Here is a 14,424-nt window from a genome sequence, read left to right as displayed (position 1 = left end):
CAGAAAGGTGGAGTATCATGCGTGTAGCTACTGATATTGGCGGAACTTTTACTGACCTGGTTTATGTCAATGAAGAAGGTGAGATTGGGGTTGCCAAAAGCCATACCACACCTCCTAATTTTGAAAAGGGGGTTATCGATGTTATTGAGAAAAGCGGGATAGATCAAACAGCTATCCAGACTTTTATTCATGGCACCACTGTTATCATTAATGCCCTTACTGAACGAAAAGGTGTAAAGACAGGTCTCATTACAACTAAAGGCTTCAGGGATGTACTGGAAATTGCACGTGGAAATCGTCCGGATTTATTTAACGTCAGGTATCAAAAGCCGGTTCCATTTGTTGAGCGGTATTTACGTCAGGAAGTAGAAGAGCGCTTAAACTATAAGGGAGAAGTGCTGTCTTCGTTAAATAAGGAACGATTAAAAGAGATTATTCACTATTTCAAGGAACAAGAAGTAGAAGCGATAGCTGTTGCCTATCTGCATTCCTATGTAAATCCATTTCATGAGATTGAGACAGTAAATTTGGTAAAAGAGCTGTGGCCAGAAGTCGCTGTTACGGCATCACATGAGGTAACAAAAGAATGGCGGGAATATGAACGAACTAGTACGACGGTTCTTAATTCCTATGTAAAGCCGATTGCTGCGTCCTATGTGAACCAATTACATAATAAATTAATAGAAAACGAGACTGATAGCCAAAATTACATTATGCAGTCAAATGGTGGTACAACGACCTTTAATAGTGCAAAGCAAACGCCTATTAATATGGTAGAATCAGGGCCGGTTGCGGGGATATACGGGGCTGCTGTACTTGGTGAAATCCTGGATGAAAAAAATATTATAGCTTTTGATATCGGCGGAACTACAGCAAAATGCTCCCTAATTAATCAGGGAGAGGTAAAGGTTTCTACTGATTATTTCATTGAAAAAAATGAGCGCAGTGCGGGCTATCCAATCAAGGTGCCGGTTGTAGATATCGTTGAGATTGGAAATGGCGGCGGTTCGATCGCATGGATAGATGGTGCGGGCTCTTTAAAGGTTGGTCCTCAATCTGCAGGAGCTTTGCCTGGACCGGTGGCCTATGGTCAAGGTGGCACGGAGCCAACAACCACTGATGCGAACCTGATTACGGGAAGACTTTCTCCAGAAAACTTTGATTATGAAGTAGATTTAGAGAAAGTGAAGGCTGCCATTAAAGAGAAAGTTGCCGATCATTTTGGCATGTCTGTTGAAGAGGCTGCATTAGGTATTATTCGAATTGCAAACTCCAATATGCTAAATGCCTTGAAGCTTATTTCGGTTCGAAAGGGTCATAACCCTCGTGAATTCTCGCTAGTGGCATTTGGCGGTGGAGGATCGATGCATGCACCGGCATTGGCTAAGGAGCTTGGTGTTAAGAAGGTTATTGTTCCAGTTGCGTCCTCTGTATTTTCGGCATGGGGCATGCTCATGACTGACTTAAGGCATGATTATATCCAGACATACATTAGAAGATTAAACCAATTAGATCCTAGTGAGCTAAATAAAGAATGGAATTCAATTGAGACTCAAGCACTCAAGCAATATCAAGAAGAGGGAGTTTCAGAAGAAGATGTGTTATTCACAAGATTTGCGGATATCCGCTATCTGGGTCAAGAACATACTGTAAAGGTTCCTGTTCCGAATGGGGAATGGTCTGAAGATACCATTTCAGAAGTAGTTGAACGCTTTGGAGATCTGCACGAGCAGCATTACACCTTTAAGCTTGATGGGACTCCAACCGAGATTGTCAACCTGCATCTAACAGCATTCGGGAAGGTATTAAAGCCTGAACTAAAAAGATTAACTTCTACTAGCAGCGATGCACAAGAGGCATACAAAGAAACCCGTCCAGTCTATTTCGAGGACGGCGGATGGGTGGAAACAAAGGTTTACTGCCGCAGCTTATTTGGTAAAGGCATGAAAATTTCTGGACCTGCCATTGTAGAGGAACCGTCAGCTTCTACAGTTATCTATCCTGATCAATCCTTAACTGTAGATGAGTATGGGAATTTAATCATTGAAACAGGGGTGGAATAAATGACACAGATTGTTCGGAGTAAAGTAGATCCATTTACACTTGAGATTGTGAAAGACTCACTGGTTGCCATTGGAGATGAGATGTTTATTGCCCTTGCTAAAACCTCAATGAGCCCGATTATTTACGAGGTATTGGATTACGCCAGCGGTCTGACCGATTCAAAGGGACAGCTATTGACACAAGGTAATGGTGTAACCGGATTTATCGGGATGCTGTCTGACATGGTCAAACAAACACTCAAAAAGTTTGGGGACAGTAAGTTAAAAGAGGGCGATATCATTATCATTAATGACTCATACGGCGGTGGCGGTTCACACCTTTCGGATGTTGGATTAGTCATGCCAATATTCTTTGATGGAGAAATCGTTGCTTTTTCGGCCAATAAAGCACATTGGACGGAGGTAGGCGGAAAAGATCCAGGTTCCTTCAGTAACGATGCTACAGATATTTTTCAGGAGGGCTTACAATTTCCGAGTGTAAAGCTTTTTAATGAAGGTGAAATAAACCAGGCGATTGTCGATATTATAGAAGCCAATGTGCGTTTTCCTGAATTATCTTTAGGGGACATGTGGGCACAGGTTGCCGCACTGAAAACAGGTGAAAAACGAGTCAAGGAATTATGTGAAAAGCATGGGAAAAAATTATTTTTATCTTCAGTAGATTATCTGCTTGATCATGGCGAACAGCTTGCACGTCAGGAATTAAGTAAATTGCCAAAAGGCACTTTTAACGCAGAAGGGTTTATTGATGATGATGGTTTTGGAAACGGCCCTTTCAAGATTAAAGTGAAAGTAACCATAACCGATGATCAATTCGTTGCAGATTTTAGAGGCAGTCACCCTCAGGTTCCAGGTCCTGTTAACTGTTCTTATACTGCACTGGTCTCTGCTGTTCGAACAATTTTCCTGGCGATTACGAATCCTTCGCAGGATGCGAATGATGGAGTTTTCCGCCCATTAGAAGTTATTACAGATAAGGGGTCGGTTCTTTCCGCCGAACGTCCTGCACCTGTGTCAATCTATTGGGAGAGTATGCTTGCGGGAGCAGATTTGATATGGAAAGCCCTTGCTCCGGTTATTCCTCATAGGCTTAATGCGGGACATTTATTATCTGTTTGTTCAGTTGTCTTATCAGGGCAGCATCAGGATACAAATGAACCTTTCTTAATTGTTGAACCATCAGTTGGAGGCTGGGGTGCTTCTGAAGGTCAGGATGGCGCCAGAGGACAATTCTGTATTGGTGATGGAGAGACCTATAATGTTCCGGTGGAAGTGGCAGAAACCAGGTATGGTGTAATGGTTGACGAGTACAGCCTTCATACAGATGGTGCCGGAGCAGGGGAATATATAGGCGGTTCTGGTGTCATTCGTTCCTATAAAGCATTAAGTGACAACCAAATGGTTTCCGTAACATTCGGACGCAATAAGTTTGTTCCTTGGGGAATGAAGGATGGCCAGGATGGTTCATCAAATGAGGTATATATTGAAAAAGCCGATGGAGAAGTCGATGGTCCTTTTGGAATTTATCCTAGGTATCCTTTGAATAAAGGGGATGTCGTTAAATTGGTAACCGCTACAGGCGGCGGCTATGGAGACCCATATAAACGCCCTGCAGAGAAAGTAGCCTTAGATGTGAAAAATGACTATATCACTGCTGCACAGGCAAATGAAAGCTATGGGGTCATAGTAAATGAGAAAACATATGAAGTTGAAGGTTTAACAGAAGATCGTCAGCGGAGGGGGAAATAAAGTGGAGGTATTAAATATAGAAAGTATTAAAGCCGATCCAAATGCGGCTGTTCCACTTAAAACGGTATTCTCACAAAAAGCACTGGCTGGTGACTTGAAAGTGGGTACAGTTGTTATTCCACCAGGAAGCCGAGTTCCTCTGACTGGTGTTTCTAATCATAGAGAGAATGAGTATTCCATTATCGTAAAAGGTTCCATTGTAACAGAAACCAATGGAAAAACTTATCGGGTGTCAAGTGGGGAAGCAACTTATATTCCCGCTGGGCAGGAGCATATTGCCTATAATGACAGGGCAGAGGATTGTGAAATTGTCTGGGTGCTGGTTGGCTAGCATTATTCACCATAGAGACCTTGCTATTTGCAAGGTCTTTATTATAAAGAAATTTTACAGAATATTCCGATATAAAATTATAGGAGTTGAATAGAAATGGAAGATGTATCTCTAAGGAAAAGCAGTGGAAAAGATGAAGCTCTTGCATCTGTGCCAATGAATGAGAGGCAGCACTGGATCTCACCAGCTGTTATATTTGGGGGATTGGAATTTACCATTCCGGTATTAATGGTAGGTGCCACGTTAACAGCCAGTTTTGGACTCGGAAAGCTATTTTGGATCCTGGCAGCAGCTCTATTTGTCTTCCAATGGATCGGTAATGCCCTCGCAGGCTACATAGGAGCTAAGACTGGCAGGTCTTCTTCCGTAATTGCCAGAACCAGCTTTGGTTCAACCCAGGCACGGTTTATCGTAGGATTGACTATCTTTATCGTTTCAATGGGCTGGTGGGCTTTGCAGACAGCAGTTGCCGGAAATGCCATATCAGCAATGTTTGGAATTGACTATAAATCGCAGTGGTTCCTATGGGCTCTTGTTACAATCGTAGCTGGTCTGCTATTTGCACTTCCGTCCATTATTGGCTATTCATCTATGAAATGGACTGATTACTTAGCTGTCCCTGCTGGCCTTCTATTAATTGCGGGAGGTATCTTTTATGCTTTAAAAAATATCGGCTGGGAAAAGATTTCTTCCTGGAACCCTGAACCGCAAATGACTTTTCTTGCTGCCGTTAGTTTAGTCATCGGTATTAATGTTTCTCAATGGGTTATTGCCTCCGATTATACCCGCTATGCAAAACCGAAAGTAAAAGACAATGTACTCATTCCATTAGGAATCATTGCAGTAGGTTTCCCGCTATTCTATGTTGGAGCCATTATGTCAATAGGAGTGGGCGATGCTGATATTGTCAATGTGATGATGAATTTAGGTTTTCCCATCTGGGGCTTTCTCATTTTATGGTTAGCAACCTGGACGAGTCAATTAGTAAATAATTATAGTATGGGATTGGCTTTAGCTAACATGCTGAATGTCAACTCGAATAAGGGAAGAGCACTTCTTACATTAGCTGGTACGATTGTTTCCATAGGCATTGCCTTGGCGGGAATCCTTGATTATTTTATGGACTTCTTATATATGACTGCTTTAATCTATCCAGCCATAGCTGGTGTCATGATGGCTGACTTCTTCTTTATAAGAAAACAGCAGTGGATCGACAATAAAGGATGGAACTGGATGGCAACCATCGCATTAGCAGTAGGAACTTTGGTTGGTTACTTCACACAATACGTGTATTCATTTGGATTGCCTGCCGTTCAATCCATTGTTGCTGCAGGAATTGTGTATATGATTGCTATGAAAGTTAAAGCAAGAATTGCCCCTGATCACTTTACAGAGATTACTAACCAATCAGAACTTATTACTTCTGAGAATTTAAAAGCTCAATAAACTTTAGAAACTGCAATAATTCTATAAAAAAAGGAAAAGTCCTCATAAATGGATTTTTCCTTTTTTTTATTTTACATTGGCTTTTGCTTTGTTCCTGTGACTGTTGCTTTATTTCTTTTGTGATGAGCTATGCCAGTTCCTAAAGCGATGACTGCTGAGCTGACAATAAAAATATTTATTAAGCCAATGATATTTGCTAAGGCACCTAAAAAGATAGGGGTAAAAACTTGGGTTAATCGATTGACAGTCAAGCGGATCCCCAATGCTTCTGCCACACGTCCATTTAGAGCGTTTTGAATGGTGAGTGAAATGGAAAGCGGCTGGCCAATACCTAGTCCAATTCCCAGTATGAATGCTATTATTCCTGCAATGATGATTTGAGGGAAAAAGGGCAAAGCAACATAGGAAACGCATGTAACAATCATAGAACCTATAAATACAGAAAATGTACCGTATCGGTTAGTCAATGGATTTAGATAAAAACGAATGATTACACTCGCAATTCCGTTTATCGAAAGAAGAAAGCCGATCGTTAAATGGCTGTAGCCAAACTGCACACCAAGAAGGGGAAAGAAGGTTAAATATAGATCCTTTGAAAATAAGATTAAGGTGCTAAAAAGCAACGCCAGTCTTAGACCGGGAATATTCAGCAAATCCACAAAAGACGGGCGCCCGTTCTCAGGTGCTTTTTCTCCTTTTTTTAACGTGGCGGGTTCTTGATTTGGAACGAAATGGACTAGAATGCAGCCCATAAATCCAATAAATGCCATGGCATAAAAGGTAATGGAGAAGCTAAAGTAGTCTGACAGGATTCCGCTCAATAAGGGGCCTATTAAGGTTCCAATAGCAACACCAAAGCTGAACCAAGAAACATATTGATTTCTGTTTCTTTTGGTTGATATTCTTCCTACATAATCCTGGGCAGCTAAAATGAAGATCGTTTGAGCGGAGCCAGCAATGAGCTGTGATACGATCAGCCCCAAAAAATTAGGAAACAACCCTGGCAAGAGTATGCCTAGAATGCCAAGGTAACCTCCAGCAAGCAGTGTCTTTTTGGAATTTAAATGGTCTATGAGTCTTCCTAGGAGTATTGCGAATAGAAGAGGGAACAACGAAAATAAACTGGTGATGAGCCCAATGGTATTTATGCCTGCACCCAAATCATGCGCAAAGAGAGAAACCGTTGGCCGAGTTCCCATAATCATCGACATATAGATTCCAGATATACAAACGATTAAAACAATTTTCATTTTACTCCACCACTTTTTAGAAACCTATTAGGATAACTGATAGGTTCCTCTTTTCTTTAAGTACTCTACTAATCCCCCATCCCTAATGATATCTATCATGACAGAAGGCATATCCGCCCCCTTATAGATTATTGACTTTGTAAGGTTGTGAACTTCTCCTGTTCTTAAATCAACGTGCAGATGATCCTTATCATTAATCGTATGATCTTTGATTTCAACGATTGGCAGACCAATATTAATCGCATTGCGATAAAATATTCGTGCAAATGATCTGGCAATCACAACTGAAACACCTGCTTTTTTTAAAGCCAATGGTGCTTGCTCCCGGGAAGATCCGCATCCAAAGTTTGTTCCTGCAACCAACATATCACCGGATTGAAACTTAGTTCGGAAATCAGGATCCAAATCTTCAAATACATGATCGGCCAGTTCCTGCATATTTAGTGTCTTTGTATATTTGCCGGCGATAATTCGGTCTGTATCAATGTCATTACCATACACATGGGCTATTCCATTCAGGATCATTGGATTGCCTCCTTTATGAGGGATAGAGGGTTGGTTATTTTTCCATAAAGAGCAGATGCAGCCACAGTAGCTGGCGAACTAAGGTACACCTTGGAGTTTCGATTTCCCATTCTGCCCCTGAAATTTCGATTCGTGGAGGAAATAATTCCTTCTTCATTTCCTGGCACTCCAAGATGAGTGCCTACACAAGGGCCGCATCCCGATGGAAGGAAGGTTGCTCCAGATCGTGTCAGTATTTCTGCAGTCCCATCTTGAAGCGCTTTCAAGTAAACTTCTTTTGAAGCGGCAGCTATCATAAAACGGACTTCTGGATGAATGGTTTTTCCGTTTAGAATATTTGCCGCTGCATGTAAATCTTCTAACCGGCCATTTGTGCAGCTTCCGAGAAACGCTTGCTGTATGGCAATTCCTTCAACTTCTGAGATGGATTTTACATTATCTGGTGAGTGTGGAATGGAAATCTGAGGTTCAAGTTCTGAAAGATTAAAAGAATAGATTTTTTCATAAATGGCGTCATTGTCCGGCTTAATATCGTTGTATTCATATGGAAGGTTCAATCCTTCGGTATCAACAAACCCAGCCTTTGCTCCCATTTCGATTGCCATATTAGCAACCGTAAGACGGCTGTCCAGGCTTAGATTCGTTAAAGCTTCCCCTGTAAATTCAATGGCTTTATAAGTGGCCCCGTCAATTCCTAGCTGTCCTACCAAAAATAGAATTAAATCTTTAGCGGATACTCCAGGCTGCAGTTTCCCTGATAATTCAATTTTAATCGTCTCAGGTACTTTAATCCATGTCTTTCCCGTCAGTAAAACTGCCGCAAGATCTGTAGAGCCAACTCCTGTAGCAAAAGCCCCTAGAGCTCCATAGGTGCATGTGTGAGAATCTGCTCCAAGCACCAATTGTCCGGGCTTTACGTGGCCGTTCTCTACCATTAGCTGGTGACAGATCCCGCTGCCGGCATCATATAGGGTAATTCCTTGTTCTTTCGCAAAATCACGCATAAAACTATGTAGATTGGCAATCCGCTCATTTGGAGCCGGTGCTGCATGATCAATGACGAAAACCACTTTTGAGGAATCCCAGACTTTCGATCCTCCCATTTCGCGAAAACCCCTAATGGTTAAGGGAGCTGTGGTGTCTGAGGCCATTACAGCATCGACATCAACGATCGCAATATCATTTTGGAAAACGGGCTGATCAGCATGTGCTGAAACAATTTTCTCGATTAGTGTTTGACCCATTATAAACCCTCCTTTGTAATATAAAAACAAATCAAACCGTATAATGGAATGCAAGTTCATTCTACGGGATAGAAAAACGGTTAGTCAACACATAATATTTGATTATTTAAATTATTTAGAAAAATATACATTCTACAAATATTGATATATCAAGGTTTGTGCAGATATATATTAGATTTTTCAGAATTTTTTATTGACAGTCTTCTTGAACTCCTTTACGATGAAATCAAATAAATTTGGATTTGTAATCCGTATAGCGGTTTGAATATATACAATTTTTATTTTCAATTTCGTACAATGGATTGAAATCCTATACACCTTTCCATTTTGAACAATAGAGGAGAAATAGAAAATGAGTGAAACAGTCCGTTCTGTAGAAAGAGCCATTGATATCCTTACCAGCTTTACAATGGAGAATCCCGCTTTAACCGTTCCTGAGTTAAGCCAAAAAACGGGCTTAACCAAATCAACTGTTTTCAGGTTATTGGCTTCCTTAGAGGCAAAAGGGATGGTGGAAAAAAACCCGTATACGCATGAATACAGGCTTGGGATTCGAATATTATCACTTGGCAATGTCGTACAAAGTTCTTTGGAGCTGGTTGATGTTGCGAAGCCAATAATGAAGGGACTTTCTGAAAAAACACAGGAAACGGTCAATATTAATATTGTTCATGGAACGAACCGGGTCTGTGTTGACCGGATTGATGGAAATCAGGCACTTAGAAAAGTATCTGAAGTAGGTAAACTGCTTCCATTACATGCAGGGGCATCAGGTAAACTATTATTGGCTTTTTCAGATCCCGAAATAATCACACATGTACTAAAAGAGCAAAAAGAATTAATGGAAGAATCTGCTTTAAATAATCTAAAACTGGAGCTTTTTGATATTAGAGAAAAAGGTTATGCCGCAAGCTTCAGTGAGCGGCTGGAAGGAACTGCCTCTATATCTGCACCCATTAGGGACTACACGGGAGAAGTTATTGCAGGCATTACGATCTCTGGTCCTCTAGTAAGATTTACAGAAATAAAGGTTGAACAGTTTATTCATGACATTCTGGATGCAAGTGAAAAGATTTCAAGAGAAATGGGATTTATGAAAGGCAAATTAAAGAATAAGCTGCTTTAATATCCACATTCATAGGGGGGAGAGAATGGAACGAAAGAAGCTAGTTACAGATGTTCTCATTATAGGCGGAGGCTCAACAGGGCTGATTGCTGCACTTGAAGCAGCGAATCACTGTTCAGATATTACGATTATTTGCAAACAAAAGGCTGGAAGAAGCGGAAATACAATCGTTTCGGGATCCGCTTTTTCCGTTGTTGTCCCAGAAGAGGGCAACCCTGATTCTGAAGAAACTTATTTTAATGATTTAATTCGCTCTGGAAAAGGCATAAATCAAAAGGAATTAACGAGAACATTGGCCTCTCTATCTGGGGGAACGATAAAATGGCTGGAGAGCTGCGGCATGGAATTTTTTAAAACAAATAGCCAGTATGTAAAAAGACAGCCGCCAGGACATTCTCATCCCCGTTCTGTCCCAACAATATGGGATGGATACTCCTATTTAGCTAGAGGCTTATCGTTTATGAAACCTTTATCCGAAAGTGTGAACAAGAGGCGCATAAGAGTTTTGGAACAAACAGCTGTAACTCATTTACTTACAGCAAATGGCAGGATTGCTGGAGCAATTGCCATTGATGTAAATGAAAGCGAATTCATAGAGATCTCCTGTAAAGCTATTATCTTAGCAAATGGAGGAGCAGGAGGCATGTTCGCTCATAATAATAATACGGTTGGGATTACCGGAGATTCCTATGCCCTTGCCTATGAAGCCGGTGCTGTCTTAAAGGATATGGAATTTGTCCAATTTTACCCTACCCAGATGATTAAGCCTATGAAGATGCCTGCATCCAACCCGCTTTTTGGTGATGGTGCAGTATTAAGAAATAAAGATAAGGAATTATTTATTCACAAGTATGTAGAAGGCGGTGATAAGGCGGCGACGAGGGATAAAATGGCCCAGGCTATATTTCAGGAAGTAGAGAGGGGCTATGGAATCGAAGGGGGAGTGTATTTTGATTGCACTGGCATTCCGGAAGAAGTACTGGATTCAAAGTATACTCATTTCTGTAATCAGCTTAAGAAAAAAGGTGTAGACCCTAAAAAAGATATGGTGATCGTTTCGCCGACCACTCATTACTTTTTAGGCGGGGTAAAAATTAATACTAGTTGCGAGAGCAGTATACCAGGCCTCTATGCAGCTGGAGAGGCTGCAACAGGCACACATGGTGCTAATAGACTTTCCGGAAGCTCTATTGCTGACACTGTTGTTTTTGGGAGAATTGCTGGTAAATCGGCAGCTGAATATGCAGCAGTTACCCAGCATGAAAAAATAAACCCGCAGGATCTGACCAGCAAATTGGAAGAATTAAAGCTTCATCCTCATGGCGACGTGCCCCTATCTGAAATGAAAGAATTAGTGAGAACCATCATGTGGAGATGTGCGTCGGTAGTTAGGGAAGAATCGGCACTTCGATCAGGACTTAAATCGCTTTGTAAAGTAGAATCCAGCCTGGATAATATCGCTGTTCGAAACTTCAAGGAAGTTGTTTCCTATCAGGAATTATCCAATATGGTTACAGTGGGTAAGCTGACCATCAAAGGGGCACTCGAGAGAAAGGAAAGCAGAGGATCTCATTGGAGAAGAGATTATCCAAATGAGAGGGAAGTCTTCCTTGGGAATTTTGAATATTCGAAATCATCAGATGGAGATGTAATCAATTACCGTCCTTTGGATGGATTATTAATAAATAATTAACATTAGGAGGTACATAATTAATGAAAAAAAGCTCACTTATTGGTCTTGTCCTTGTAGTAGTCATGTCACTTTTCCTATCTGCCTGTTCATCTTCTTCTGAAGCGAATGGATCTGGAGAAAAGTTTTTAAGAATTGGCACTGCTAGTATGGGAGGAAATTTCTTTCCTCTAGGAAGTGCTATTTCAACCATTATTTCTGATCATGTTGATGGGTTTGTTGGAAGCGCACAAGCAACAGGTGGTTCCGCTGAAAATGCAAATTTCCTAGGAACGAAAGAAGTAGAATTAGCCTTAGTCCAGTCTGGGACTTTAAGAGAAGCCACTACAGGTACGGGAGCTTTTGAGGGGCGGAAAATAGAAAATATGAGAGGCCTTACCTCCATCTATTTTAATGAGTTTCATATTTTAGTGAGAAAGGATGCCGGCATTGATAGCATTGAAGATATTAAAGGTAAAAAGGTAGCGGTAGGACCTGCTGCAAGCGGCATTGAGATTAATACGAATCAGCTGTTAGAACAATATGGTATTACGCCAGATGATTATAAAGCCGTCCATGGCACTAGACAGGAGGCTACTGATGGTTTACAAACTGGCCAGGTTGACGTTCACATTTATGGAACTGGGGTAGGAAGTGCTCAAGTATCGGAACTGCTTCGTACAGGTGATGTTAAATTATTGCCTATGAGCCAGGAAGCTATTGACAAGATGGTTGAAGCATACCCTGACTTTGGACCAGCTGCAATTCCTGCAGGTACGTATGAAAATCAAGAGGAAGAGATTCCAACCGTTGCAGGTGCATCTGTTCTTGTCGCACATGATGAAGTAGATGAAGAGGTCGTTTATAGTGTAATGAAACAATTATATGAAAATAAAGAAGACTTAATTAGTGCCCACCAATATTTTAAGCAGATGAATACAGAAACGGCTGCAAACGGAATGGTAGTGGATCTGCATCCAGGAGCTGAGAAGTATTTGAAGGAAGTTGGCGCGATTAAGTGATCGGAGGTGCAGTAAATGCAAAAAGGAAATACGGAAAAGACAGTTCAAACGTTAACTGGCAAGAGAAGGAAATTCACTGGAAAGTGGAAAGTCTCCATCACTATATTGACCATATTGTTATCTCTTTTTCAGCTTTATACAGCAGCATTTGGCACGTTCGCTCCATTAATCCAGCGCAGTATTCACTTAAGCTTTATTCTATCCTTAGTCTTCCTTTTATTCCCTGCAACCAAGAACTCTCCTAAACACAGAATCACTTTCTTTGATATGGTTTTACTCTTATTGGCCACAGGCAGTACTCTTTATCTCGTTTGGAGATACCCTCAATACATTAGTACAGGAGGGCTTCATAACCCCCTTGATACTTATATAGGGATAGTCAATATCCTGATGGTCATTGAAGCTGCCAGAAGGGCAATTGGGAAGGCACTGCCTATTATTGCGTTTATATTTATCGCCTACATCTTTATGGGACCTATGATTCCTGGGCCACTAAGGCATAGCGGGTTTTCACTGGATCGTATTGTTCAGCATCTCTACTTAACAAGTGAAGGCATTTATGGGCAGATTTTAGGTGTTTCTGCCACGTATATTTTCCTTTTTATCTTATTCGGCGCGTTTCTATCAGTAACAGGAATGTCAAAGTTATTCAATGATGTCTCCATGGCGATTGCAGGACACACAAAAGGGGGCCCTGCTAAGGTATCTGTCATCTCAAGTGCGTTTATGGGAACAATTAGCGGCAGCACCTCTGCAAATGTCGTGACCACTGGTACTTTTACGATTCCTTTGATGAAAAAGATCGGGTTTAAACCTCATTTTGCAGGCGGAGTGGAAGCAGCAGCATCAGCAGGCGGACAAATCATGCCGCCAGTTATGGGCGCGGCCGCTTTTATAATGGCTGATAGCCTGGGAATACCGTTTGTTCATATTCTTGGGTACGCGCTAATCCCAGCGATCCTTTATTTTTCAGGTATCTTAGTCATTCTTCATTTAAGATCTTCTAAGATTGGCTTAAAAGGGCTGGAAAAAAGTGAGCTTCCAAGATTAAAGGGTGTCATGAAAGAGCAGGGGCATTTATTTTTCCCGATCGTTGGGCTGGTGTATCTCTTAATTGAAGGATATGACGCTTTGTATGCCGGGGTATGGGGAATTGTGTTGGCCATAGTGTTTAGTTCATTCAGGAAAAGCACCCGAATTAATCTAAAGAAATTAATAGAAGCTTTACAATCGGGTGCGTTGAATGCGATTCCGGTAGCCGCAGCTTGTGCAGTTATAGGGATTGTTATCGGTGTATCATCCCTCTCCGGTGCTATTTTGGCAATGGGAGCAGCCGTCTTAAAAATGAGCGGCGGATATTTAGTTACCACTTTAATCCTTACGATGATCCTTGCCATATTAATTGGGATGGAGCTTCCTACAACAGCTAATTATATTTTGACTAGTGCCATTGCGGCTCCGGCCATAGTTTCTTTGGGAATTGAGCCAATTTATGCCCATATGTTTGTCTTCTATTATGGAATTCTTTCTACAGTCACGCCGCCTGTCGCAATAGGAGCGTTTGCTGCTGCAGGAATAGCAGGCAGTGACCCGAATAAGACAGGATTCTCAGCTTTAAAGCTTGCGATCGTCGGGTTTATTATTCCTTACATGTTTATTTATTCTCCCAGCTTGTTATGGTCACCAGATTCAACCCTATTGGAGCTCTTGCCTTCATTAATAACAGCCTTGATCGGAGTTTTATGTGTGGGATCTGTAATGGAAAAATATTTGCTGCTCCGAATGACGATTCTAGAGCAAGTCATTATGGCAGTTTCAGCATTATGCCTTATTAAAAGTGGTTTAGTAACAGATATTATCGGGATCTCATTATTTGCACTGGTTGCGGCCAATCAATTTAGGCTTATAAAAAGCAAAAAAAGGGCAGAAATGGATCAGGAATTAGTTGTTTAAACGGGATGGTGAGACTAATAGAGTCAACAAACTCCATTAGTCTCCC

General features: G+C 41.3%; 11 protein-coding genes. 8 read left to right on the top strand and 3 right to left on the bottom strand.

Annotation, left to right across the window (positions count from 1 at the left end; genetic code table 11):
• Positions 1–17: 17 nt before the first annotated feature.
• The 4 genes from AC6CHU_RS16655 to AC6CHU_RS16640 all read left to right on the top strand — a co-directional run bounded on the left by AC6CHU_RS16655 (position 18) and on the right by AC6CHU_RS16640 (position 5,589).
• On the top strand, positions 18–2,063 hold the full coding sequence (locus AC6CHU_RS16655; protein WP_498122403.1) for a hydantoinase/oxoprolinase family protein: 2,046 nt from the start codon (positions 18–20) through the stop codon (positions 2,061–2,063).
• Positions 2,064–3,812 (top strand): hydantoinase B/oxoprolinase family protein, encoded by a 1,749-nt coding sequence (locus AC6CHU_RS16650; protein WP_498122401.1) that lies wholly within the window; start codon positions 2,064–2,066, stop codon positions 3,810–3,812.
• A 1-nt stretch (position 3,813) separates the two neighbouring features.
• Positions 3,814–4,143, top strand: a complete 330-nt coding sequence (locus tag AC6CHU_RS16645; protein ID WP_498122399.1) for a cupin domain-containing protein — start codon at positions 3,814–3,816, stop codon at positions 4,141–4,143.
• 96 nt (positions 4,144–4,239) lie between these two features.
• Entirely contained in the window at positions 4,240–5,589 is a 1,350-nt protein-coding gene (locus AC6CHU_RS16640) for a purine-cytosine permease family protein (RefSeq protein WP_498122398.1), read from the top strand.
• A 71-nt stretch (positions 5,590–5,660) separates the two neighbouring features.
• Here the strand turns inward: AC6CHU_RS16640 and AC6CHU_RS16635 are convergent, their stop codons facing one another.
• From AC6CHU_RS16635 to AC6CHU_RS16625, 3 genes are read right to left on the bottom strand one after another with little or no spacing between them, the layout of a single operon-like run.
• Positions 5,661–6,839, bottom strand: coding sequence for an MFS transporter (locus AC6CHU_RS16635; RefSeq protein WP_498122396.1), 1,179 nt, complete (start codon positions 6,837–6,839; stop codon positions 5,661–5,663).
• 27 nt (positions 6,840–6,866) lie between these two features.
• The gene (locus AC6CHU_RS16630; protein ID WP_498122394.1) at positions 6,867–7,364 is read right to left on the bottom strand and encodes a 3-isopropylmalate dehydratase small subunit; all 498 of its coding nucleotides are present in this window, start codon (positions 7,362–7,364) and stop codon (positions 6,867–6,869) included.
• Positions 7,361–8,608 (bottom strand): 3-isopropylmalate dehydratase large subunit, encoded by a 1,248-nt coding sequence (locus tag AC6CHU_RS16625; RefSeq protein ID WP_498122392.1) that lies wholly within the window; start codon positions 8,606–8,608, stop codon positions 7,361–7,363. The genes AC6CHU_RS16630 and AC6CHU_RS16625 overlap by 4 nt, the downstream gene beginning before the upstream one ends.
• Positions 8,609–8,960: 352 nt before the next feature.
• Between AC6CHU_RS16625 and AC6CHU_RS16620 the strand changes: the two genes are divergently transcribed.
• From AC6CHU_RS16620 to AC6CHU_RS16605, 4 genes are read left to right on the top strand one after another with little or no spacing between them, the layout of a single operon-like run.
• Positions 8,961–9,734: an IclR family transcriptional regulator gene (locus tag AC6CHU_RS16620; RefSeq protein ID WP_159864578.1), complete on the top strand. Its 774-nt coding sequence runs from the start codon at positions 8,961–8,963 to the stop codon at positions 9,732–9,734.
• Between the two features lie 25 nt (positions 9,735–9,759).
• Positions 9,760–11,427 carry an L-aspartate oxidase gene (locus tag AC6CHU_RS16615; protein ID WP_498122390.1) on the top strand — a complete coding sequence of 556 codons (1,668 nt, stop codon included), beginning with the start codon at positions 9,760–9,762 and terminating at the stop codon, positions 11,425–11,427.
• Positions 11,428–11,447: 20 nt separating this feature from the next.
• On the top strand, positions 11,448–12,425 hold the full coding sequence (locus AC6CHU_RS16610) for a TAXI family TRAP transporter solute-binding subunit (RefSeq protein WP_498122388.1): 978 nt from the start codon (positions 11,448–11,450) through the stop codon (positions 12,423–12,425).
• A 15-nt stretch (positions 12,426–12,440) separates the two neighbouring features.
• Entirely contained in the window at positions 12,441–14,378 is a 1,938-nt protein-coding gene (locus AC6CHU_RS16605) for a TRAP transporter permease (protein ID WP_498122386.1), read from the top strand.
• The last annotated feature ends 46 nt before the right edge of the window (positions 14,379–14,424 follow it).

The sequence above is a fragment of the Cytobacillus sp. GQ23 genome, from assembly GCF_059758675.1.
Note: the sequence above shows the minus strand (reverse complement) of the source record. Positions and strands in the feature narration are given on the sequence as shown.

Bases quoted from the DNA above. Each gene is read 5' to 3' on its own strand.
- AC6CHU_RS16655 (WP_498122403.1), top strand. From the start codon at position 18: ATGCGTGTAGCTACTGATATTGGCGGAACTTTTACTGACCTGGTTTAT.
- AC6CHU_RS16650 (WP_498122401.1), top strand. From the start codon at position 2,064: ATGACACAGATTGTTCGGAGTAAAGTAGATCCATTTACACTTGAGATT.
- AC6CHU_RS16640 (WP_498122398.1), top strand. From the start codon at position 4,240: ATGGAAGATGTATCTCTAAGGAAAAGCAGTGGAAAAGATGAAGCTCTT.
- AC6CHU_RS16635 (WP_498122396.1), bottom strand. From the start codon at position 6,839: ATGAAAATTGTTTTAATCGTTTGTATATCTGGAATCTATATGTCGATG.
- AC6CHU_RS16630 (WP_498122394.1), bottom strand. From the start codon at position 7,364: ATGATCCTGAATGGAATAGCCCATGTGTATGGTAATGACATTGATACA.
- AC6CHU_RS16625 (WP_498122392.1), bottom strand. From the start codon at position 8,608: ATGGGTCAAACACTAATCGAGAAAATTGTTTCAGCACATGCTGATCAG.
- AC6CHU_RS16620 (WP_159864578.1), top strand. From the start codon at position 8,961: ATGAGTGAAACAGTCCGTTCTGTAGAAAGAGCCATTGATATCCTTACC.
- AC6CHU_RS16615 (WP_498122390.1), top strand. From the start codon at position 9,760: ATGGAACGAAAGAAGCTAGTTACAGATGTTCTCATTATAGGCGGAGGC.
- AC6CHU_RS16610 (WP_498122388.1), top strand. From the start codon at position 11,448: ATGAAAAAAAGCTCACTTATTGGTCTTGTCCTTGTAGTAGTCATGTCA.
- AC6CHU_RS16605 (WP_498122386.1), top strand. From the start codon at position 12,441: ATGCAAAAAGGAAATACGGAAAAGACAGTTCAAACGTTAACTGGCAAG.